This window comes from Caulobacter endophyticus, from assembly GCF_029543245.1.
Classification (GTDB): domain Bacteria; phylum Pseudomonadota; class Alphaproteobacteria; order Caulobacterales; family Caulobacteraceae; genus Caulobacter; species Caulobacter endophyticus_A.
Window position 1 is genome coordinate 168160 of sequence record NZ_JARQWV010000003.1, and the last position, 20372, is coordinate 188531.

The window sequence follows — 20372 nt, forward strand, 5'->3', positions numbered from 1 at the left end:
CAGCCGCACCGGTGCACCCCGCCCGGCCTGCATCAATGTCTCGCGAAGGCCGGTCTCCTGGCTTACGCCCTCCCATCGCAGCGCCTTCCCAGGCCGTCCCCTTGTCGAGGACCTCCCAGTGGCGTCAGGCCGCGATGATCGCCGGACGATCACAGTTGCGGGGGCAGCCGTGGATTGGGCGACCAGGGCCGCTTCACCACATTCCCGGAGGCTTTCGCCTCCATGCCTTCACAGGACGTGGCGTAGGCCGCGCCCCGTTCCGGGTCAAGCGATCAGGCGTCGGGCGCGCCGGCCTCCAGGCCCTGCAACCGCCAGACCCCGTTGAACGACAAGGTCAGCCTCGCCAGGGGCGCGACGTCAATTCGAAACGCTGTGGCGTCCGGCCCGCCCAGGACGTGGGCCAGGGCCGCGCGCAGGACGCTGGGATAGGTCACCGCCAGGATCCGCGCATCGCTGGCGGCCAGATCATCCATCCACGCGGAAACCCGCCGTCGGACGGCCTCGAAGGGTTCCCCGCCCGGAACGCCAGCCGCTGGGTTCTTCATCCACGCCGCCAGAGCCGCCGGATCCTCCTCCTGAATGTCCATCAGCCCCCGACCTCGCCAACCGCCCCAGTCCATGTCGGCGAGCGACGGCTCAATGCTTCCGGACAAGCCGAGAGCTTGGGCCGTCTGGCCCGCGGCCGGACCCGGACCGATGTAGACGCGCTGCGGCGCCGGTCGCAGGGAAACCGCCCCAGCCTTGCTCCGGCCGGCCTCGTCGATCTCTTCCGAGAGGCGGGAAAACGCCCCCTCGCGCATGGCTCGCGTGGCGGCGTGACACAGTAAAACAAGACGCGTGGCCAGGACGAAAGCTCCAACTAGGCCTTGACGAGGCGGGACGCCGGCCCCTAGCTCCGGGCGACTTGGAAAGGAAGCCGGTGAGAACCCGGCGCGGTCGCGCCACTGTTATCGACGGGCGGTTTTACGCTGTCGAGAGCCAGACCCTTTCCAGGCCGACACAGTGGACTTCGGGACGCGGACATCCCGAGAGGAGCAAGCAATGGCTATCGCCTACGGCGTTTCCGACGACGTCTTCATTCCGGTCGAGGGTGAAGCCGTCATTCCGGTCAAGGATATCGCGCCCTGGGCGGCGTTCGGCCTGCTGCTGGCCCTGATCTGCCTCTATTTCGTCAGCACCGAACAAGGCGCCCTGTCGCTGTTCAAGGGCATGTACGTCCACGAGTTCGTGCACGACGGCCGCCACCTGACGGGCTTTCCCTGCCACTAGACGGCAGGACCGCTCGCCCCATGACTCCCCGTCTTCTCTGGCGCGGCATGCTGGCCGGCGTCATCGCCGCCCTGCTCGCCTTCGTCTTCGCCCGCTTCCTGGCCGAGCCCCAGATCGATCTGGCCATCGCCTACGAGGCCGCGCACGCCCGGGCCGGGGCGCCCGCTCACCCGGGCATGGCCCACGCACCCGAGCCTGAGCTGGTCAGCCGCGCCACCCAGAAGGGTCTGGGCTTGCTGACCGCTCTCGCCCTCTACGGCGCCGCGACCGGCGGGATCTTCGCCCTGGTTTTCGCCTACGCCTACGGACGCTGGGCCAAGCTCAGCCCCAGGGCGCTGGCCCTGGTCTTGGCTGGCGCGGCGTTCGTGGTCATCGCGCTGGTTCCGGCGCTGAAATATCCGCCTACCCCACCGGCGGTCGGCCAGCACGAGACCGTGGTCCTGCGCACCATCGCCTTCTTTCTGATGATCGCCCTCTCGGTGATCGGCGCCCTTGTCGCCCACAGCCTGGGACGCCGGTTGAGGCCCCGCCTGGGCGCCCTCAACGCCGCCCTGATCGGAGCGGCCGCCTATCTCGTGCTGATCGCGCTCGCCCAGGTCCTGCTGCCGGCGATTAACGAGACGCCCGCCGACTTCCCGGCCGTGGTGCTGTGGAACTATCGCGTCGCCTCGATCGGCATGCAGGCCGTCCTTTGGCTGGTGGTCGGCCTGGTGTTCGGAAGCCTGGCCAAACGGACCCTGTCTCATGGCCGGGCCTGATCCGGACCGGCTGGGCCGCCGCTCGCTTCTGACTGGACTGGCCCTCCTGCCGCTCGCGGCCGCGGGGCTCGCCGGCTGCTCACCACGCGAACGGACAGCCTCCCAGACCTCGGCGCGAACCCTGAGCTTCACCGACGACGTCCGGCGCGAGGTGACGCTGAAGCTGCCCGTCCGCCGGGCGGTCGTGTTCAACCGCTACACCACCGAGTTCGTCCGCGCCGTCGCGGGCACGGACGTGCTGGTCGGCGTCGACATCAAGGCGGGCTCTGCCTACTGGCCCACGATCACGCCGCAGATGTTCGCCGGACAGGGCCAGACCAACCCCAATTTCGAGGCTATCGTCGCGCTAAGGCCCGACGTGGTGTTCTTTCCCCGCAACAGCGACTGGCGGGGCGCGGCCGACACCCTCGCCCCCTTCGGCATTCCCGTGGTGGTGCTGACCTGCTGGGACGTGCTCAAGCACGAAGAGAACGCCGCCCTGATCGGCCGCATCTTCGAACAGCCGGCCAGGGCCGAGAAGCTCGGCGCCTTCTATCGAAACTATCGGAACCTGCTCGCCGAACGGCTCGAAGGCGTGACGCGCAAGCGGGTCTATCTGGAGGAGGTCGGCGACTACAAGACCCTGCTCAAGGGCTCGGGCTGGCACGACATGATCGAACAGGGCGGCGGCCTGAACGTGTTCGGCGACGTCAGCATCCTCGGCCAGCCGGCCGCGCGGGGCACGGTACAGGGCTTTCAGGTCGATCCCGAGGAAATCCTGGCCCGGCGGCCGGAGGTCATCATCAAGCTTCAGAAGGGCCAGTACGAACCGCACGCGGAAGCCGCCTCGCGGGACATACTGGAACGGCTCGTGGCCCGCCCCGGCTTCGCTCAGCTGCCCGCCGTGCGCGACGGGCGCGTCTATCACCTGAGCTATTACCACGCGAGCGCCAGCTCGAAGATCGTCGGCGCCCTGCAGATCGCCAAGTGGCTCTATCCGGATCGCTTCGCCGATGTCGAACCGGAGGCGGCGATGAAGACGTGGCTCGAGCAGTTCCAGGGCGTGCCCTACCCCAGCACGGGGCGGTACTGGACCTCTCTGCCGATCCTGCACGGCGCGAAACCATGAGCGTCGAAGCCCGCGCCGCGCTGGAACAGGCCTTCAAGCGCCATCGACTGAAGCGCTGGCTGGTCCTGGCCGGCGGCCTTTGCGTGCTAGCCATCGCGATCGCCGCGTCGACCGGCCTGGGCGTGCAGTCGCTGACCTTCGGCCAGAGCCTCCGCGCCCTGCTCGCCCCGATCCTCCCTTCGGCCTGGCTGGGAGATCTTACGACGCTGCAGATCGACGTCGTGCAGAAGCTGAGGGCGCCGCGCACCCTGCTGGCGGCCATAGGCGGCGCCAGCCTGGCCCTAGCCGGCGGCGCGCTGCAAGGGGTCACCCGCAACCCACTGGTCAGCCCCTTCACGCTGGGCGTCTCGTCGGCGGCCGCGTTCGGCGCATCGCTGGCGATCCTGGCCGGCTGGGGCGAGCTGGCCCGCTCCGGCCCCTATTGGACCGTCGTGGCCGCCTTTTCCTGCGCCCTCGCCTGCGCGGCGCTGGTGCTCGGCTTCTCCGCCATGCGGGGGGTCACCGCCATGATGCTGATCCTCGGCGGCGTCGGCTTGAACTACCTCTTCAGCGCGGCCACCACCACGGTCCAGTTCGTGGCTACCGAACAGCAGCTGGCCGCCATCATCCAGTGGTCGTTCGGCTCGCTGAACGGCGCGGCCTGGATCGAGGTGATCATCGTCGGGACCATCCTGCTGGTCGTCGCCCCGATCCTGCTGGCGCACGCCTGGGCGCTGAACGCCTTCGCCGCCGGCGGCGACGAGGTCGCGGCCTCTCTGGGGTTCTCGGTAACCCGTACCCGGGCCGTCGTCACGGTGGGCGCGGTGCTGCTGACGGCCGGCATCGTCAGCTTCGCCGGCGTCATCGGCTTCGTGGGCCTGGTCGCCCCGCACATCGCCCGACTGCTGATCGGCGGCGACCACCGGGCCTTCCTGCCGTTCGCGGCGGTCACCGGCGCGGTGCTGGTGGTGACCGCCGACCTCATCGGCCGCCTGGCGTTCGCGCCGGTCATCATCCCCGTGGGCATCGTCGTCGCCTATCTGGGCGTGCCGCTGTTCCTGCACCTGCTCCTGGCGCGCCGTCGCGAGATGCTGCTGTGAAGCTGAGCGTCCGGAACCTCTGGCGCCGCTATGGCGAAGCCGACGTTCTTCGCGGCGTCGACTTCGATGTCGCCCCGGGCGAGATCGCCTGCCTCGTGGGCCCTAACGGAGCGGGCAAGAGCACCGTGCTCAAATGCGTCAACCGTATCCTCGCGCCGAGCAAGGGCGAGGTGCTGCTGGACGAACGACCGGTCTCGGCCTTTGGCCGCCGCGCGCTGGCCCAGGCCGTCGCCTACGTGCCCCAACAGGCGGGACAGGCCATGTCGCTGCCGGTGATCGAGATGGTCGGCCTGGGACGCGCGCCGCACCGGGGCCTGGGCACGGCCGCGCATGACCGCGCCGTCGTCATGGACGCGATACAGCGCCTGCGGCTTGAGCCCCTCGCCATGCGCCAGTACGGCGAACTCAGCGGCGGTGAACGCCATCGCGTGCTGATCGCCCGCGCCCTGGCCCAGGAAGGCAAGGTGATGCTGCTGGACGAGCCCACCAGCGACCTGGACCTGCGCTTCCAGCTGGAGATCATGACCGCGCTGCGCCGGCTGGCCGACGAGCACCGGGTGGCTATCCTGGTCGCCATCCACGACCTGGCCCTGGCCAGCCGCTTCTCCGACCAGGTGATCATGCTTTCGCAGGGGCGCGTGTTCGCCAAGGGAGGCTGGCGCGAGGTGGTGACGCCGTCGAACCTGTCTTCGGTCTACGGCGTCGGCGCCCTGACCGGCGCCGACAGCGGCCTGCCCTACGTCATCCCGACGGAGATCGACGGCTAGGCGTCGCGCACGGCGGGAAGCACCGTGTCGGCAAACAGCCTCATGCCGGCCAGGGCGGCGTCGTTGCCGAGCACGCCGTTGCCGTTGAAGACGCAGCGCAGCTCGCCCACGCCCACGGATTCACGCAGCGCATGGATCTGGCGGGCGCACTGGTCGGGATCTCCCCAGACCACCTGCTCGGCTAGGACCTTTTGGCGATCCAGCGGAACGCCGGGCGCGCCCCTGGCCCGCGCGGCGGCGTCGCGCGCCACCTGCCGGCGCGAGAGCAGGTCGTCGACCGCGGCCTCCGCGTCGGCCATGTCGCGTCCGACGCAGACGTAGCGGCATAGCGACGAGCGGGCGATGGCGCTCGCGCCGCCGGTCTGCGCCAGGGCGTCGGCATAGTTGGCCAGCTGGCGCAGCTCCGGCGGCTCCAGGCTGAGCAACAGCGGCAAGCCCCGCCGGGCCGCAAAGGCCATGGTCTCCGTCGTGGTCCCGGCGACATAGATCGGCGGGTGCGGCTGCTGCAGGGGCGGCGCGCTGGCGCGGTGACTGTCCGACAGCGGCTCGGTCCACACCCGCACCATGGCGTCGTAGGCCGTCTCGAACCGCTCGCGGGCCTGGCCGTGATCGATGCCCAGGGTCGCGAAGGTCTCCGGGTTCGTGCCTCGCCCGATGCCGACGTCGAGCCGTCCGCCGCCCTGCCAATCGAGCTGGGCGACGGCTTCGGCCAGCAGCAGCGGATCGTGCAGCGGCAGGACCAGGATCGATGTCCCGACCCGGATCCGTTCGGTCCGAGCGAACAGCGCCGCGGCCAGCAGCAGGGTCGAGGGATAGGGCTGGGGCGGATCCTGGAAGTGGAACTCGTTGAACCAGACCGCGTCGAAGCCCAGCCGGTCGGCCTCTTCGAACAGGGAGAGGAAATCGCGATGGTCGCCCCGCGTGGCGTCGCGAGTCCAGCCGTAGAGGTCGATGCGCATGGGGGGCTCTCGCACTGCCGAAGGGGTCGAGGGAAACGGCCGCCGTCATAGCGCCCGGCCCCTAGAAGTCGGCCTGAACCGACAGCATGAGCGTCCTGGGCATCGACAGGCCGAACGTCGTGGAGCCCCCTCGCCCCATCCAGTAGCTCTGGTTGGTCGCGTTGAAGACCATGGCGCTCAGGCGGATCGGGCGGGACGCGACGGTGGCGCGGTAGTTGGCGCCGACGTCGAACGCCACGAACGACGGGATTTCCGTGCGGCCGTTCGTGCCGGAGTCGATGAAGGCCTCGCCGTTATAGACGGCGCGCCCGACCAGACCCACGGCGTCGATAAGCCGATATTCCAGCCCCGCCGTGCCGCTCCACTTCGAGGCCCCGTTGACGAACTTGCCGTCCGCCGCGCCGCCGTTGGTCTTCTCGCGCTCGGCGTCGAGATAGAGCCCGCCGACCGTGACCGTCACGCGGTCGGTCAGTCGTCCCACCGTCGAGACCTCGGCGCCGCGATAGCGGTTCTTGCCGTCGGCCTCGCGCCTGAAGGTGGTCGGGCTGACCACCACGTCGATCAGGTTCTGCTGGTCCATGTCAAAGACGGCCAGGGTCGTGAGCATGCCTCCGCGCATCACCTTGAGCCCGACCTCGTCCTGGGTCGCCTTCATCGGCGCCAGCACCAGGCCGCGATTGACGTAGCGGGCGTCGTTGCCGACCATCGCACCGCGCGAGAAGCTCTCGGTGTGACCGGCATAGATCGAGATCGTCGGCGAGACCCTGTAGGTCACGCCATAGGTTGGCAGGATGTTGTCGTTCTCGATCCGCTGGCCGTTCAGCGCGTTGAGGAAGTTCTCGTTCTTCTGCGAGGCCGCGAGCAGGACATCGACCTTGCCGAGCGAGACGACGTCGCTCAGCGTCACGCCGGTGTTCTTCTCGTTCCATTGCAACACCGCCGCGCGCCGCGCCGGCAGCGGATAGAACCGCGCGCCGTAGGCCACGCCGCTGTAAAGGCCGCCGCCGATCAGGCCCGTGGCGCTGTTGTTGGTGTCGTTCCAGTACTTGGCCAACGAATAGTCCACGGCCAAGGCGACGCTATGCTTCACCGGACCCGTGTCGAACCGCCCCCGCAGGCCGATCTGCGCGTACTGGTTCTCGGTGGCCTCCACCTGGGCGTTGGAGACGTTGGAGGTCACGAAGGCGCCGGCGTCGTTGAAGCGCAGGGCCGAGCTGGAATTGTACTTGTAGCCCTGCTTCTCCATCGCCCCGTAGTTAGCGAACAGCGACCATCTGTCGGTCAGGCGCTGCTCGTGATTGAGGGCGACGACATAGCCGTACATGAGCTTGGTCGTTTCCGGGAAATCGTAGTTCGTCTTGGCGTCCGGCGCCGTCGGCAGCTTGGCGCCCGTGCCGCTGAACGTGAACCAGCGCTGCCCGCCGTTGATCCGCAGGTCGAAATAGCCGGCGAACAGGTTGGTGGCGCTGCGTTCGCTGCGATGATCCAGGTTGGCGAACAGGTTGACGCTGTTGTTCTCGGCGCCCGGCAGCGAAAGTTCGCCCTTCAGGTGCTCGCCATTGACCCGCAGCCCCCAGGCCTTGTCCTCGCCGAACCGGCGGGCGACGTCGACATAGGCGCCGACATTGCCCCGGCCCGAGAACGTGCCGGTGACGCGATTGACGTCCACGTTCGGGGCCGACTTGGTGACGACGTTGATCGTGCCTGGCGCGGGGGTCGCGCCGCTGTCGGTGCCGTTGTTGGACATGCTGACGCCGTTCACCCCGGCGTTGGGACCAGAGGTGATGTCGATCCGCTCGATGACGTGCGACGGCGGCGTCGTGAACTGCGAGAACAAGCTCGGGATGCCGTTCAGCATCATGTGGTTGCCGTTCATGTTCACGCCGCGCACGCTGAAGTCGCTGTACATCGGCGAGCTGGTGCTCGAACGGATCGACGGATTGTTCTGCAGGACGTTGCCGAGCGGCAGGCTCGGATCGTGGAACAGCTCCAGCGTCTTGGCGGTAAGGCTCATCTGCGAATAGGGGATGTCCATCACGGACCTGTCGCCCTGGATCCCGAGCTTGGCCTTACCGTTCAACAGCTCGCCCGGAAGCGCCTCGGCCGCGCTCAGCACGACCACGCTGTCGACCTCGACCGGCGCGGTCCTGACGGCTTCGCCCCCCTCTTCGGCGAAAACCGCCGCCGGCGATGAAAGAAGAAGCGCCGCTGCGCCGGCGCTGAAAAGAAGACCCCTGGACATCCAAGCCCCCGTACTCGCGTGCGAACGACCATGCGAAGAGCCTCCCGCGCGGCCATGGCCACGCGAGACGACGGCCGCGGCAGGCGCACGCGAGCGCCCGGCCAGGCCGGTCGAAACGGCTCTCCACCGTTTCCTGTTCGTCGCTCAGACGGAGTTCCGTGCCGCGGATTCACACTGATCCGAAGGCGCGAGCGACGCACACCGACCGGTTTCCTGGCTCGCGGGTCGCCGCGTCACGGGCCGCCTTCCCAGGGCCAGAAGGCCCCAGTGGCTGGAAAAGCGGACTAGCCGCCTCGCCGAGGTCCGTGCGCTCACCGCTTACAGTTGCAGGGACAGCTGCGGCTTTGGGGGACCCCCGCACCGCATTCCCGATTAAGCCCGAAGGCTTCGGCGCGCTATTTCGCCCTAGGGTTACAGACCCGCAGGCGAGCGCGTTCTGTCGATATTCTGCTCCGATGTCCAGGCGTTACGAAACCGCCTCGCCCTCCGCGGGTGGCGCGTCGGGGGCTTGGCCATTAAGGTCGGACGATGCTGACCACCAAGATGAACCCTCGTGTGTTCTGGGGCGCCAGCCTGATCATCGGGCTGCTTCTCGTCTTCGCCGTCGCCGCTCCGGAGTTTTCCGACCGCGTCTTCAAATCCGCCCAGGCCTGGGTAATCGACACCTTCAGCTGGTTCTACGTCGCCGCCGTCGCCGGCTTTCTGGGCCTGGTTCTCTTCCTGGCGCTGGGCCCCACGGGCGCGCTGAAGCTGGGTCCCGACGATTCCGAGCCGGACTTCCCGTACGTCTCATGGCTGGCCATGCTCTTCGCGGCCGGCATGGGGATCGGCCTGATGTATTTCGGCGTCGCCGAGCCGATCCAGCACTACATCAATCCGCCCGAGGTCCAGCCCCGCAGCTTCGAGGCCGCGCGCGAGGCGATGGTCATCACCTTCACCCACTACGGCGTCCACGCCTGGGCGATCTATGCGGTCGTGGGACTGAGCCTGGCCTTCTTCGCCCACCGCAAGGGCCTGCCGCTGACCCTGCGCTCGGGCCTCTCACCGCTGCTGGGCAGCCGCATCAACGGGCCGATCGGCGACGCCGTCGACATCTTCGCCATCTGGGGCACGGCCTTCGGCATCGCCACCTCGCTGGGCTTCGGCGTGGCGCAGATGAACAGCGGCCTGAACTACCTCCTGGGCGTGCCCAACACCGCCTGGGTGCAGGTCATACTGATCGCCGTGGTTATGGGCGCGGCGACGGCGTCGATGATGAGCGGCGTCGGCAAGGGCGTCCGACGGCTGTCCGAACTGAACCTCGTGCTGGCGATCCTGCTGATGCTGTTCGTACTGGTCATCGGCCCGACCGGCTTCCTGCTGAAGGCCCTGGTGCAGAACTTCGGGGCCTATCTCGACCACTTCATCCGGCGCACCTTCACCCTCTACGCCTACGAGCCGCGCGCCTGGATGGCCGACTGGACGCTGTTCTACTGGGCCTGGTGGATCGCCTGGTCGCCGTTCGTGGGCATGTTCATCGCCCGCATCTCGCGCGGCCGCACCGTGCGTGAGTTCGTGCTCAACGTCCTGCTGGTTCCGGCGGGCTTCACCTTTCTCTGGATGACGGTCTTCGGCAACACCGCCATCAGCCTCGACATGGGCCAGGCCGCCGGGGCCATTTCGCGGGCCGTGACCGCCGACCTGTCGACCGCCCTCTTCCACTTCTTCGAGGAACTGCCGGGCGCGACCTTCACCTCGAGCCTGGCGATCCTGCTGGTGGCGGTGTTCTTCGTCACCTCCGCCGACTCCGGCGCACTGGTCATCGACACCATCGCCTCGGGCGGCGCGGACGACACGCCCCGCTGGCAGCGCATGTACTGGTGCGTTCTGCTGGGGCTGGTGGCCGCCGCGCTGCTGCTGGCCGGCGGTCTGGGCGCGTTGCAGGCAGCAACCCTTCTGGCCGCCCTGCCCTTCACCGTGATCATGATCCTGCTCTCAGTCGGCCTCGTGCGGCAGATGAACGCCGACGTGGCCGGTCGCACGATAGAGACAGAAACCGCGCCGCTGGCCGAACAGCTGAAACGGATCCTGTCGCCCGCCAGCCGGCGCGAGATCCGCAGACAGATCGACCGCGCGGGCGTGGCCGCGCTGGAAGGCGTGCGCGCCGGCCTCGAGGCCGAGGGCCTGAACGCCGCCGTGACCCGCGATGACGACAGCCTGGCCCTGACCGCCCAGGTCGGCGAAGGCGGCAAGCTGTTCCACTATCGCCTGACCGCCCGCGCCCGGCCTCGACCGGCCCTCACGGCGCTGGACGCTCCCGAAGGCCGCCGTGCGATGGAGTGGCGCCTGATGGCCCATTCCGACGACGTCGCGCGGCACAGGGACGTGACGGGCTTCACGCAGGACCAACTCGTGGCCGACGTCCTGGATCATCTTCAGCGCTGGCGAATGGCGTAGGGCCGGCGGCTCGTCAGGACAGGCGGTCGCGGAACTCGGCGTAGTCGAACTGGCGCACCAGGGTCAGTGCGTCGGTCTGGCTGTTCCACAGCGCGATCGCGGGCAGCGGCACGCCGTTGAAGGTGTTGGTCTTGACCATCGAGTAATGGGCCTGGTCCAGGAACGCGATGCGCGTTCCCGGCCCCGGGCGCTCGGCGAAGACGTAGTCGCCGATGATGTCGCCGGCCAGGCACGACGGACCGCCCAGCCGCACGGCGACGCCTTCAGCCGGCTCCTTGAGCATGGCGGGGCGATACGGGGCCTCGATCACGTCGGGCATGTGGCAGGTGGCCGAGATGTCGGTGATGGCGATGGGCATGCCGTTGTCGAACACGTCCAGCACTTCGCCGACCAGGATGCCGGCGTCCAGCGCCACGGCCTCGCCCGGCTCCAGGTAGACCTGCACGCCGTGACGCTGGGCCACGTCGTTGAGGAACGCGACCAACCGGTCGGTCTGGTAGTCGGCTCGGGTCACGTGGTGGCCGCCGCCCAGGTTCAGCCACTTCACTCCGCCCAGCAGCGGCGCGAGCTTGGGCGCCACCGCCGCCCAGATGCGGGCCAGCGGCTCAAAGTCCTGCTCGCACAGGGCGTGGATGTGCAGACCATCGACGCCCTGCATGTGCTCGGGCCGCAGTTGCGACACCGGGAAGCCCAGGCGCGAACAGGGCTGGGCCGGATCGTACTTGGCGACCTCGCCCTCGGAATGCTCGGGGTTCAGCCGCAGGCCGATCTCGAACACCTCGCCTTCGGCGCGGGCCTTGGCGATCAGACCTTCGAAACGCGCCACCTGGTCGGGCGAGTTGAAGATCACGTGGTCGGACAGCCGCAGGATCTCGGGCAGGTCCTGCGCCTTGTAGGCCGGCGAATAGGTGGTCAGCTCGCCCTTGTAGAACTCGCGGGCCAGCCGAGCCTCCCACAGACCGGAGGCGCAGACGCCGTCGAGATACTCCCCGACGACGTCCGCCAGAGACCACATGGAAAAGGCCTTGAGGGCCAGCAGGACCCGGGCGTTTCCACGGTCCCGCACGTCCTTGAGGACGGCCAGATTGCGCCGCACCGCAACCTCGTCCACCACGAAGGCGGGCGAAGCGACGCGGTTCAGATCGAAATGCGCGAAGGCGCCCGGATCACCAGCCCTGGTTTCCATGGGGTCTCGTTCTTAGTCCTTAGAAGTCCAGCGGAGCCGCCAGGTCTTCGACCGTCCACGGCAGGCCGTGGTGGTTCAGCATGTCCATGAACGGATCGGGATCGAGCTGCTCCATGTTGAACACGCCCGCGCCCTGCCACTTGCCGGTCAGCATCATGGCCGCGCCGATCATGGCCGGAACGCCGGTCGTGTAGCTGACGGCCTGGTTGCCGGTCTCGGCGTAGGCTTCCTCGTGATCGCAGATGTTCTTGACGTAGACCGTGCGGGCCTTGCCGTCCTTCTCGCCGGTGGCGATCGTGCCGATGTTGGTCTTGCCCTTGGTGAGCGGCCCCAGCGACGACGGCTCGGGCAGCAGCGCCTTGAGCAGCTCCATCGGGATGATCTCGCGGCCCTGGAACATCATCGGCTCGATGCTGGTCATGCCGACATTGCCCAGCACTTCCAGGTGCTTGAGGTAGCTGTCGCCGAAGGTCATCCAGAAGCGGATGCGCTTGATCTCGGGATAGAACTTGGCCAGCGACTCCAGTTCCTCATGGTACATGAGGTACATGTTCTTGGGGCCGACGCCCTCGAAGTCGAAGACCTGCTTGTGGCTGAGCGCGGGGCCCTCGATCCACTGGCCGTTTTCCCAGTGACGCGACGGCGCGGTTACTTCGCGCAGGTTGATCTCGGGATTGAAGTTGGTGGCGAACGGCAGGCCGGTGTCGCCGCCGTTGCAGTCCAGGATGTCGAGCGTGTCGATCCGGTCCAGCAGGTGCTTCTTGGTGTAGGTCGTGAACACCGAGGTCACGCCCGGGTCGAAGCCGCTGCCCAGCAGCGCCATCAGGCCGGCTTCCTTGAAGCGGTCCTGGTAGGCCCACTGCCAGCTGTATTCGAACTTGGCCTCGTCACGCGGCTCGTAATTGGCCGTGTCGAGATAGTTCACGCCCGACGCCAGGCAGGCGTCCATGATCGCCAGGTCCTGGTAAGGCAGGGCCAGATTGACGACCAGAGCCGGCTGCACCGACTTGATCAGCGCGGTCGTGGCGGCGACATCGTCGGCGTCGATCGCGGCCGTGTCGATGGTCACGCCCGTGCGCTCCAGCACCGACTTGGCGATGGCGTCGCATTTGGACTTCGTCCGGCTCGCCAAGGTGATGTGCGAGAAAATATCCTTGTTCATCGCCATCTTATGGACGGCGACAGACCCAACGCCACCCGCGCCAATAACAAGCACCCGGCTCATTCTGGGTTCTCCTACGTCTAACGACCCCCTCGCTGATTCAGGGGGGCGGCCTCTTATCACGCGGATCGCGTCTTCGCTAACAACCTCGCCCCCCTCAGCACTAGAAAACCATATAACGAGGTCGAGGCCGGCTGGATGCCGAACCTCTATACGAGCTTGATGACGAGTGCGCTGCGACGCGCTCGCGAGGGCCGGCCTCAAGGCTGCCGCCGGGTTAGCGCGCCTTCCAAGCGCACGTGAACTTCGCTCAATCAGAGCAACAAGTAACGCTATGCGACAACTTCGCAACAACGCTCGACGGAACGTTACAGCACAGCTACAGGACCCGCTTACGTAGTGTGTTCTGGGGGCGAGTTTCCGGTGGTAGAGTCGATTGGCTTCGAGCGTTCCAAGCGTAAGCGTCTGTTGGGCGCCAGCATCATCGCCCTGACGATGGGCGTGGGCGGTAGCGCCTTGGCGGCATGCCTGCCAGATCCGCCGCCTCTCTACAACACGGCCCCGATCAACTGTTCCGGCGTCAGCAATGACGGCCTGACGGTCACGCGCTCGATCACCACCAACATCCTTTCGGGCGCCGTCCTGGCGCCGGGAGCGGGCGACGACGCGGCCTTCGTCGCGACGATCGATGCGGCCTCGCTCTACAGCGAGTCCTATACGCTGAACGTGAACGGCCGCATTGACGGCGGCGCGGACGTCGGCGTGCTCGCCAGCTCCCTGCCCTCGCCGAACACCAACTACGTGACCCTGAACATCACGGTCGGCGCGGCAGGCGAAATTACCGGCTCGACGGCGATCCAGGCGCAGGCCCCCAACTTCTGGGCCACCGCGACGATATCGCTGGACAACAGCGGCCAGGTCACCGCGACCTCGGGACCCGCCCTGCAGGCCGGCGACTATGCCGGCTTCAGCACGGTCAGGAACCGGCAGGGCGGCTTCATCGGCGGTATCGACGCGGCCGTCGCCAACCTGATCAACGACGGCGTCATCGACGGCGGCTCGCTCAGCGCCTACCGCAGCGGCACGGCCAACTCCCGCCCCTACGCCGGTCCGATCACCAACAGCGGCCTGATGCAGTCGAACGGGACCGCCGCGACCATCGCCTTGGAGTTCACCGGCGGCTCCATCGCCAACACCGGCCAGATCATCAATCTGGGCGCGGGCCCGGCGATCAGCTCGGCCTATTACCTGTCGATACAGAACGAAGCCGGCGGCGTAATCTCGTCCGCGGGGCCGATCGCCATCCAGGCGAGCAACTACTCGCTGTGGATGAAGAACCGCGGGACGATCATCGGCTCGGTGGTCAGTTCCGGCGCTGGCTACGGCTCGGGCTCCAGCAACCAGTTCGACAACCTCGGCGGAACGATCCAGGGCGACGTCCTGCTGGGATCCAGCGACGACACCCTGATCACAAACATCGACCTGGCCACCGGCGCCATCCTGGGCATCACCGGACGCATCGACGGCGGCGGCGGCAACAACATCCTGATGATGGACCTATCGCAGGATGCGGTTCTCGACGGCCTGGACGGACGCATCGCGCTGCCGACCAACTTCCAGAGCCTGCAGGTCCGCCTCGCCTCCAACGCGACCGCGACGTTCAACAACGCCTCGCTCAACGGCTTCACGTTCCTGGGCACGGGCAAGGTGGTGTCGAACACCAATTTCGCCTCGACGACCCAGGGCCTGAACCTCAGGAAGCCCTTCAACTCCTCCCCCAGGATCGAGTTCGTCAACAACGGCGACATCAACTTCGTCCGCGACCCCTCCTCGCCGGGCTACAGCTTGTCAAATGACTACGCCCTCGTCGTCGATGGCCCGACCGCCTTCACCAACAACGGCGACATCTTCGCCACCAACGGCGGCAAGGGCCTGGCGCTTCGGAATGGAGAGGTGAAAGCCTTCGTCAACAACGGCCTGATCGACGCCGACGACTGGGGCGTGTCTTCGTCCGGCGGGTTCCAGAACAACGGCGTGATCCGGTCACGCACGATCGGCGTATCCCAAAGCTACGGCAACTACATGGGCGGCCTGGTGAACACCGGAACGATTACGGGCGTCACCGCCGGCGTGAGCGTGAGCTCGCTCACCTCGGTCACCAACAGCGGCGTGATCACCTCGACCGGCGGCGTAGCCGTACTCATGTCCGGTGGATCGGTCGACAACCTGGCCGGCGGCGTCATCACCGGCCCTGTCGCCATCAAATCCAGCTGGATGACCAGCAGCAACCAGGTCGCGAACGCGGGCGTGATCAACGGCGACGTCGACTTCACCCAGACCCCAACCTACGCTCCATCACAAGACTCCTATACCGACAACGGCGGCACGCTGAACGGCAGCCTATTGCTCAGCGAAGGCGACGACGTCTTCGTCACCGACCTGACCCGCTACGTCGACGGCCGTTTCCTGGGCGTGACCGGCAAGGTCGACGCCGGCGCCGGCATTGACCGCCTGGTGCTGCGCATCGGCGCGGACACCACCACCAACATCGCCCTGCCGACCGGCTTCGAGGGGCTGGGTCTGATCCTGCAGAACAACGCCCAGGCCAAGGTGACCACCGGTCCGCTGACCTCGACCCTGAAAGTCACCGGCGAAGGCGCGCTCGACCTGACGGCCGACATCACCACCAACTGGTCCAGTGTCATCGGCCTCTATGGCGACTATGGCCAGCCCAGCAACACCGTGGCGCCGCAGTCAATCATCAGCCGCGGCGCACTGACCTTCACCCAGTCGGGCGATTGGCCGTCCTCGGGCACGACGAACAACGCCGTCGGCCTGCACCAATTGGCCAAGTTCGAGAACACCGGAAAGATCTCGGTCAGCGGCGCCAACTCTACGTTCAATACGGTGAGCGCCATCATCGGCGGCGCGTCGGTCACCAACTCGGGCTCAATCTCGCTAAGCGGCGCCGTGGGCGTGAACGGCGTCGGCGCCCTCGTCAACACCGGGACGATCTCCCAGGTCAGCGGCGGCGCGGCGGCGGTGGGCGCCAGGAACGTCTCGCAGATCGACAACAGCGGCAGCATCGTCACCGCCGGCCATGCCGTTCACGCCGTTTATGACTATCCCTACAGCGTTGGCCCTTACACTGTCACCAACACCGGCGTCATCAAGAGCACCGGCGCCGACGCGATCCGGATCGACAGCGCCGCCACCCTGTCCGTCGTCAACAAGACCGGCGGCGAGATCACCAGCACCACCGGCAAAGCCATCGCCATCGCCGCCTACACGGCCACGACCATCCGCAACGACGGCGTCATCAACGGCGACATCGACCTGCGTTGGGGCGAAGACCGCATCGAGAACTACGGCGTGATCAACGGTGCGGTAAACCTGGGCGACGGCAACGACACCTTCGTCCAATGGGTCGGCGGCAAGATGAACGGCACGGTAGACGGCGGCCTCGGCCTCGACGCCCTGATCATCGACTCCACCGGCGGCGGCACGGTCTCGACCTCGCAGTTCGTGAACTTCGAGAGCTTCAAGCAGATCGGCGGCGGCAGCATAAACTATGTCGGCGCGTTCGGGGCCGGCCCCATCCTGCTGGAGAACGCCTCGGCGGTCGTGCTGGCCGGCGACCGCGTGAGCACTACCGGCGCCCTCACCTTCAGCGGCGGCGCAGGCTCGGAACACCTGCGGGTCGAAGGCTCGATCTCCGGCGGGGTGTCGCTCGGCGACGGCGTCGACAGCGCGGTGAACCGCGGGACGATCGGCGGTTCGGTCCAGCTCGGCGCGGGCGACGACAGCTTCACCGAAGGCTGGGGCTCGTCCGTCACCGGCACGATCAACGGCGGCGCGGGCAACGACACCTACATCGTCGAGCTGGCCGGAAACCGAACGGGCCTGCGCAGCCGCACCGGCTTTGAGAACCTGGGCGTCACCGGCGCGGGCAACCTGACGCTGACCCTCGACCAGAACTGGGACGCCGTCAGCCTGGCGGGCGCCAATCTCTACCTGACGTCCGGCGGCTACACCGTCCGTCGCCTGACGGGCGGGGCCGACAACGAGGCCGTCCGGCTGGATACCGAGATCGCTCTGGTCGATCTGGGCGCGGGCGACGACAACCTGCAGCTCGAGTTCGCCGCCCTGACCGGCGTCTATGCCGGCGGCGCCGGGGCGGACACCGTCCGCTTCACGACGACGGCCCCCGTGACCATCGCCGGGTCCCTGAGCGGCTTCGAGACCATCGCCCTCGACGGCGGCCAGATGTCCGTCTCCGGAACCCTGGGCACGGCTGGCGACACCTCGCGCTTCAGCGGCGACGGCGCTCAGTCTCTGTCGATCCTCTCAGGCGGCGTCCTGAACGGCGTGTTCGACCTGGGCGCAGGCGACGACCTGTTCGAGATGGCGGCCGGCGGCCGGCTGCTGGGCACGGTGCTGGGCGGTGCGGGCAACGACCGCGTCAACATCGACCTGACCTCGGACCTGTCGCTGCGCGGCGAACAGCTCCAGCAGTTCGAGACCCTTCAGGTCACCGGCACGGGTGCGCTGAACTTCACCGGCGGCGCGGCCAGGTTCGAGCGTCTGATCACCAGCAGCAAGGACCTGACCCTGGCGGCCGGTGCGACGCTGGACGCCGGCGCCCTCGCCCTGGGAGGCGACGCCAACACGGTGAAGCTGGCCGGCGCCTTCTCGGGCGTGCTGGATCTGGGCGCCGGCGACGACGTCCTGCGGCTGACGACGGGCGCGACGTTCACGGGCTCCGCCCTGGGCGGCGGTGGTCGCGATCGCCTCGAACTGGCGCTGGGCGGAACCGAAACCGCGCCGATCGCTCTGGGCGATACGCGGTTCGACGGTTTCGAAACCCTCAGCGTGCAGTCGGGCGTGATCAGCATGTCCGGCGACTACGGCTTCGACAGCATCGAGGTGCAGAACGGCCGCCTGATCGGCTTGGCCGGGTCTCGCCTGTCGGCCGCCCGCATCTCGGTGGCCCAGGGCTCGACCTTCGGTTCGGCGGGCGCGGTGACCGGCGACGTCGCCGTGTCCGGCACGCTGAGCCCCGGCGCTTCCCCCGGCACGATGACCGTTACCGGGAACGTGGCGCTCGCCTCGGGCTCGACGGCGCTGTTCGAGATCACGCCCACGGTGGCCGACAAGCTGCTGGTCTCGGGCAAGCTCACAATCGCCCAGGGATCCACCCTGAAGCTGGTCGGCGCGGCGTCGCTGGCGCCCGGCCGTCGCATCGACCTGATCGTCGCCAACGGCGGCATCGAGGGCGCCTTCTCCACTGTCGACGGCATGCAAGGTCAGAACCTTCACCTCGACCAGTCGGCCAACCGCCTGCAGGCGCTCGGTCTGTTCTCGACCGACACGGCCTTCGGCTCGCAGATCTCGACCCTGGTCGGCCAGCTGAACAGCGCGCTCATCGACAACAAGGTGGGCGCGTCGCTGTCGGACGCCATGTCGGCCCTGGCCGACCCCACCACCAACCGGAGCAACCCGCGCGCCCTCGCCCGGATGACGCCCGAGGCCTATGCCTCGGCCTCGCAACTGGCGGTCGAGAACGGCCTGACGATGGTGGACGCCTCACGCGCCCAGAGCCGGTTCGCGCCGACCACGCCGGGCATGTTCGGCTTCGGCCAGGCCATCACCAGCAACCGCAAGCTGGACGGCGACGCGGCCGTGGGGATTTCCAGCGGCCGGATCGAAACCACAGGCGGCCTGCTCGGCGTCGGCTATGGCGTGCAGAAGGCCTGGGCCGGCGTGTTCGTGGGCTACCTCGACGGCCGCCAGCGCGTCCGCGACCTGGATGCCCGCACCAACGCCGACAGCTTCGTCGTCGGCGCGCAGGGCCAGGTTCGCCTGGGAAGCCTGCATCTGACGGCGATGGCCGCGCACGACGCCGCCGACGCCGACACCCGTCGTGTCGCGCCGGGCGGCGCTTCAGTGTCGACCGACTACGCCCTGAAAAGCTGGGTCGCCGACGTCAACCTGGCCTACCGCGCCAAACTCAGTGCCGACTGGCTCGTCCAGCCCCGCCTCGGCGCCAGCTATGTCCGGACCAGCCGCGAGGCGATCGCCGAACAGGGCGGCGGCGCGTTCGCCCTGGCTATCCAGGGACGAAAGGAGTCGACCTGGTTCGTCGACGGCCAGGTTGAGCTGATCGGCGGCCAGGACGCCGGCGCTCGCCTGCACCCGTTCGCCTCGCTGGGCTTCCGATCCATGGTCGGCGGCGGTGAAAGCTCGGCCTCGGCCACGCTGGAAGGCCTGCCGACGGTGATCACCGCCAGGGGCCTCGGCCGGGCCGACACCCTGGCCACCGCCGGCGCCGGCTTCGCCTACGACCTCCGCAAGGGGCTGACCATCTCGGCCAGCTATGCGGGCGAGTTCGGCGACGGCGGACGTCAGGCCGGCCTCGTCGGCCTGAACTGGAAGTTCTGACCAGAGCAGGAGATCCGCGATCCGCGCGGATCTCCTGCCTCATGAATGTCCAACCCCTAGGCCAGATGACGTCCCAGGAAGTCGCGGATGTAGTCGGCGATCTCGCGGCCGTGGGTCTCCAGGGCGAAATGCCCGGCATCGACGAGATGCACCTCGGCCTTTGGCAGGTCTCGGAGAAAGGCCTCCGCTCCCGCCGGCAGGAAGAACGGATCCCTGGCGCCCCACACCGCCAGCAGCGGCGGCTGGCGATCACGGAAATAGGCCTGGATGCGCGGATAGAGCGCGACATTCCCGGCATAGTCGGCGATCAGCCCTAGCTGGATCTCGTCATTGCCTGGTCGCGACATAAGGGCGTAGTCCAGCCAGTAGGCCTCCGGCGCCACCTGGGTCTCGTCCGGCGCGCCGTGGGTGTACTGCCAGCGGGTGGTCTCCAGGCTCAGCATGCCGCGCATCGCCTCGCGATTGGCCGGCGACGGATCGGCCCAGTAGGCGCGGGTCGGGCCCCAACCGTCGCTGAGACCTTCCTCGTAGGCGTTGCCGTTCTGGGAGACGATGGCCGTAATGGCGTCGGGCCTCGCCAACGCCAGGCGCAAGCCGACCGGCGCCCCGTAGTCGAAGATGTAGATCGCATGGCGCGCGAGGCCGATGGCGTCGGTGAAGCCGGCCATCGTCTCAGCCAGGCGCGCGAAACTGTAGTCGAAGCTCTCGGGCGCGGTGGTGAAGCCGAAGCCCGGCAGGTCCGGTGCGACCACGTGATAGAGGTCGGCAAGGCGCGGAATCAGATCGCGGAACTGGTGAGACGAGGTCGGAAAGCCATGCAGCAGCAGGATCGCCGGATTCCGGGGATCCCCCGCCTCGCGGTAGAAGACGGAAACCCCGTCGACCTCGGCGCGACGCAGGACGGTCTGGGAACGGACAGGGTCTGGCGCCATCACGGCCTCCTGCTCTGCATGGCAAGTTTCGAA

13 protein-coding genes and 2 riboswitches are annotated in these 20372 nt (G+C 67.9%); of the genes, 7 read left to right on the plus strand and 6 right to left on the minus strand.

Annotated features, from left to right (window positions below):
- Window positions 1-30: 30 nt before the first annotated feature.
- Window positions 31-245: riboswitch (cobalamin riboswitch) on the minus strand.
- A gap of 27 nt (window positions 246-272) precedes the next feature.
- Window positions 273-845 (minus strand): histidine phosphatase family protein, encoded by a 573-nt coding sequence (locus tag P7A99_RS04085; protein ID WP_347276678.1) that lies wholly within the window; start codon window positions 843-845, stop codon window positions 273-275.
- Window positions 846-1041: 196 nt separating this feature from the next.
- Between P7A99_RS04085 and P7A99_RS04090 the strand changes: the two genes are divergently transcribed.
- The 5 genes from P7A99_RS04090 to P7A99_RS04110 are packed head-to-tail and all read left to right on the plus strand — an operon-like array spanning window position 1042 to window position 4981.
- Window positions 1042-1269 (plus strand): CbtB domain-containing protein, encoded by a 228-nt coding sequence (locus tag P7A99_RS04090; RefSeq protein WP_277792666.1) that lies wholly within the window; start codon window positions 1042-1044, stop codon window positions 1267-1269.
- A gap of 20 nt (window positions 1270-1289) precedes the next feature.
- A complete protein-coding gene (locus tag P7A99_RS04095; RefSeq protein ID WP_277792667.1) occupies window positions 1290-2027 on the plus strand; it encodes a CbtA family protein in 738 nt (245 codons plus the stop codon).
- Window positions 2014-3135, plus strand: a complete 1122-nt coding sequence (locus tag P7A99_RS04100; protein WP_277792668.1) for an ABC transporter substrate-binding protein — start codon at window positions 2014-2016, stop codon at window positions 3133-3135. Before P7A99_RS04095 ends, P7A99_RS04100 begins: the two co-directional genes overlap by 14 nt.
- Window positions 3132-4214 carry a FecCD family ABC transporter permease gene (locus P7A99_RS04105; RefSeq protein WP_277792669.1) on the plus strand — a complete coding sequence of 361 codons (1083 nt, stop codon included), beginning with the start codon at window positions 3132-3134 and terminating at the stop codon, window positions 4212-4214. The genes P7A99_RS04100 and P7A99_RS04105 overlap by 4 nt, the downstream gene beginning before the upstream one ends.
- Complete coding sequence (locus P7A99_RS04110; RefSeq protein ID WP_277792670.1) at window positions 4211-4981, plus strand: ABC transporter ATP-binding protein; 771 nt, start codon at window positions 4211-4213, stop codon at window positions 4979-4981. Before P7A99_RS04105 ends, P7A99_RS04110 begins: the two co-directional genes overlap by 4 nt.
- Here P7A99_RS04110 and P7A99_RS04115 read toward each other — a convergent pair.
- The gene (locus P7A99_RS04115) at window positions 4978-5940 is read right to left on the minus strand and encodes an LLM class flavin-dependent oxidoreductase (RefSeq protein WP_277792671.1); all 963 of its coding nucleotides are present in this window, start codon (window positions 5938-5940) and stop codon (window positions 4978-4980) included. The genes P7A99_RS04110 and P7A99_RS04115 overlap by 4 nt on opposite strands.
- A gap of 61 nt (window positions 5941-6001) precedes the next feature.
- Window positions 6002-8182 (minus strand): TonB-dependent receptor, encoded by a 2181-nt coding sequence (locus P7A99_RS04120; RefSeq protein WP_277792672.1) that lies wholly within the window; start codon window positions 8180-8182, stop codon window positions 6002-6004.
- 189 nt (window positions 8183-8371) lie between these two features.
- A riboswitch (cobalamin riboswitch) is annotated at window positions 8372-8586 on the minus strand.
- A gap of 124 nt (window positions 8587-8710) precedes the next feature.
- Here P7A99_RS04120 and P7A99_RS04125 point away from each other — a divergent pair.
- Window positions 8711-10618: a BCCT family transporter gene (locus P7A99_RS04125; RefSeq protein WP_277792673.1), complete on the plus strand. Its 1908-nt coding sequence runs from the start codon at window positions 8711-8713 to the stop codon at window positions 10616-10618.
- 13 nt (window positions 10619-10631) lie between these two features.
- Here P7A99_RS04125 and P7A99_RS04130 read toward each other — a convergent pair whose 3' ends face one another.
- Both P7A99_RS04130 and P7A99_RS04135 read right to left on the minus strand, forming a co-directional pair.
- Window positions 10632-11804 (minus strand): carboxynorspermidine decarboxylase, encoded by a 1173-nt coding sequence (locus P7A99_RS04130; protein ID WP_277792674.1) that lies wholly within the window; start codon window positions 11802-11804, stop codon window positions 10632-10634.
- Between the two features lie 19 nt (window positions 11805-11823).
- A complete protein-coding gene (locus P7A99_RS04135) occupies window positions 11824-13029 on the minus strand; it encodes a saccharopine dehydrogenase family protein (protein WP_277792675.1) in 1206 nt (401 codons plus the stop codon).
- A 360-nt stretch (window positions 13030-13389) separates the two neighbouring features.
- Between P7A99_RS04135 and P7A99_RS04140 the strand changes: the two genes are divergently transcribed.
- Window positions 13390-19407 (plus strand): hypothetical protein, encoded by a 6018-nt coding sequence (locus P7A99_RS04140; protein WP_277792676.1) that lies wholly within the window; start codon window positions 13390-13392, stop codon window positions 19405-19407.
- 56 nt (window positions 19408-19463) lie between these two features.
- Here P7A99_RS04140 and P7A99_RS04145 read toward each other — a convergent pair whose 3' ends face one another.
- Window positions 19464-20339 carry an alpha/beta fold hydrolase gene (locus P7A99_RS04145; protein WP_277792677.1) on the minus strand — a complete coding sequence of 292 codons (876 nt, stop codon included), beginning with the start codon at window positions 20337-20339 and terminating at the stop codon, window positions 19464-19466.
- Between the last annotated feature and the right edge of the window lie 33 nt (window positions 20340-20372).

Excerpts from the sequence above, each read along its gene's own strand:
- P7A99_RS04090 (WP_277792666.1), top strand. The coding sequence starts at position 1,042 with ATGGCTATCGCCTACGGCGTTTCCGACGACGTCTTCATTCCGGTCGAG.
- P7A99_RS04095 (WP_277792667.1), top strand. The coding sequence starts at position 1,290 with ATGACTCCCCGTCTTCTCTGGCGCGGCATGCTGGCCGGCGTCATCGCC.
- P7A99_RS04100 (WP_277792668.1), top strand. The coding sequence starts at position 2,014 with ATGGCCGGGCCTGATCCGGACCGGCTGGGCCGCCGCTCGCTTCTGACT.
- P7A99_RS04105 (WP_277792669.1), top strand. The coding sequence starts at position 3,132 with ATGAGCGTCGAAGCCCGCGCCGCGCTGGAACAGGCCTTCAAGCGCCAT.
- P7A99_RS04115 (WP_277792671.1), bottom strand. The coding sequence starts at position 5,940 with ATGCGCATCGACCTCTACGGCTGGACTCGCGACGCCACGCGGGGCGAC.
- P7A99_RS04120 (WP_277792672.1), bottom strand. The coding sequence starts at position 8,182 with ATGTCCAGGGGTCTTCTTTTCAGCGCCGGCGCAGCGGCGCTTCTTCTT.
- P7A99_RS04125 (WP_277792673.1), top strand. The coding sequence starts at position 8,711 with ATGCTGACCACCAAGATGAACCCTCGTGTGTTCTGGGGCGCCAGCCTG.
- P7A99_RS04130 (WP_277792674.1), bottom strand. The coding sequence starts at position 11,804 with ATGGAAACCAGGGCTGGTGATCCGGGCGCCTTCGCGCATTTCGATCTG.
- P7A99_RS04135 (WP_277792675.1), bottom strand. The coding sequence starts at position 13,029 with ATGAGCCGGGTGCTTGTTATTGGCGCGGGTGGCGTTGGGTCTGTCGCC.
- P7A99_RS04145 (WP_277792677.1), bottom strand. The coding sequence starts at position 20,339 with ATGGCGCCAGACCCTGTCCGTTCCCAGACCGTCCTGCGTCGCGCCGAG.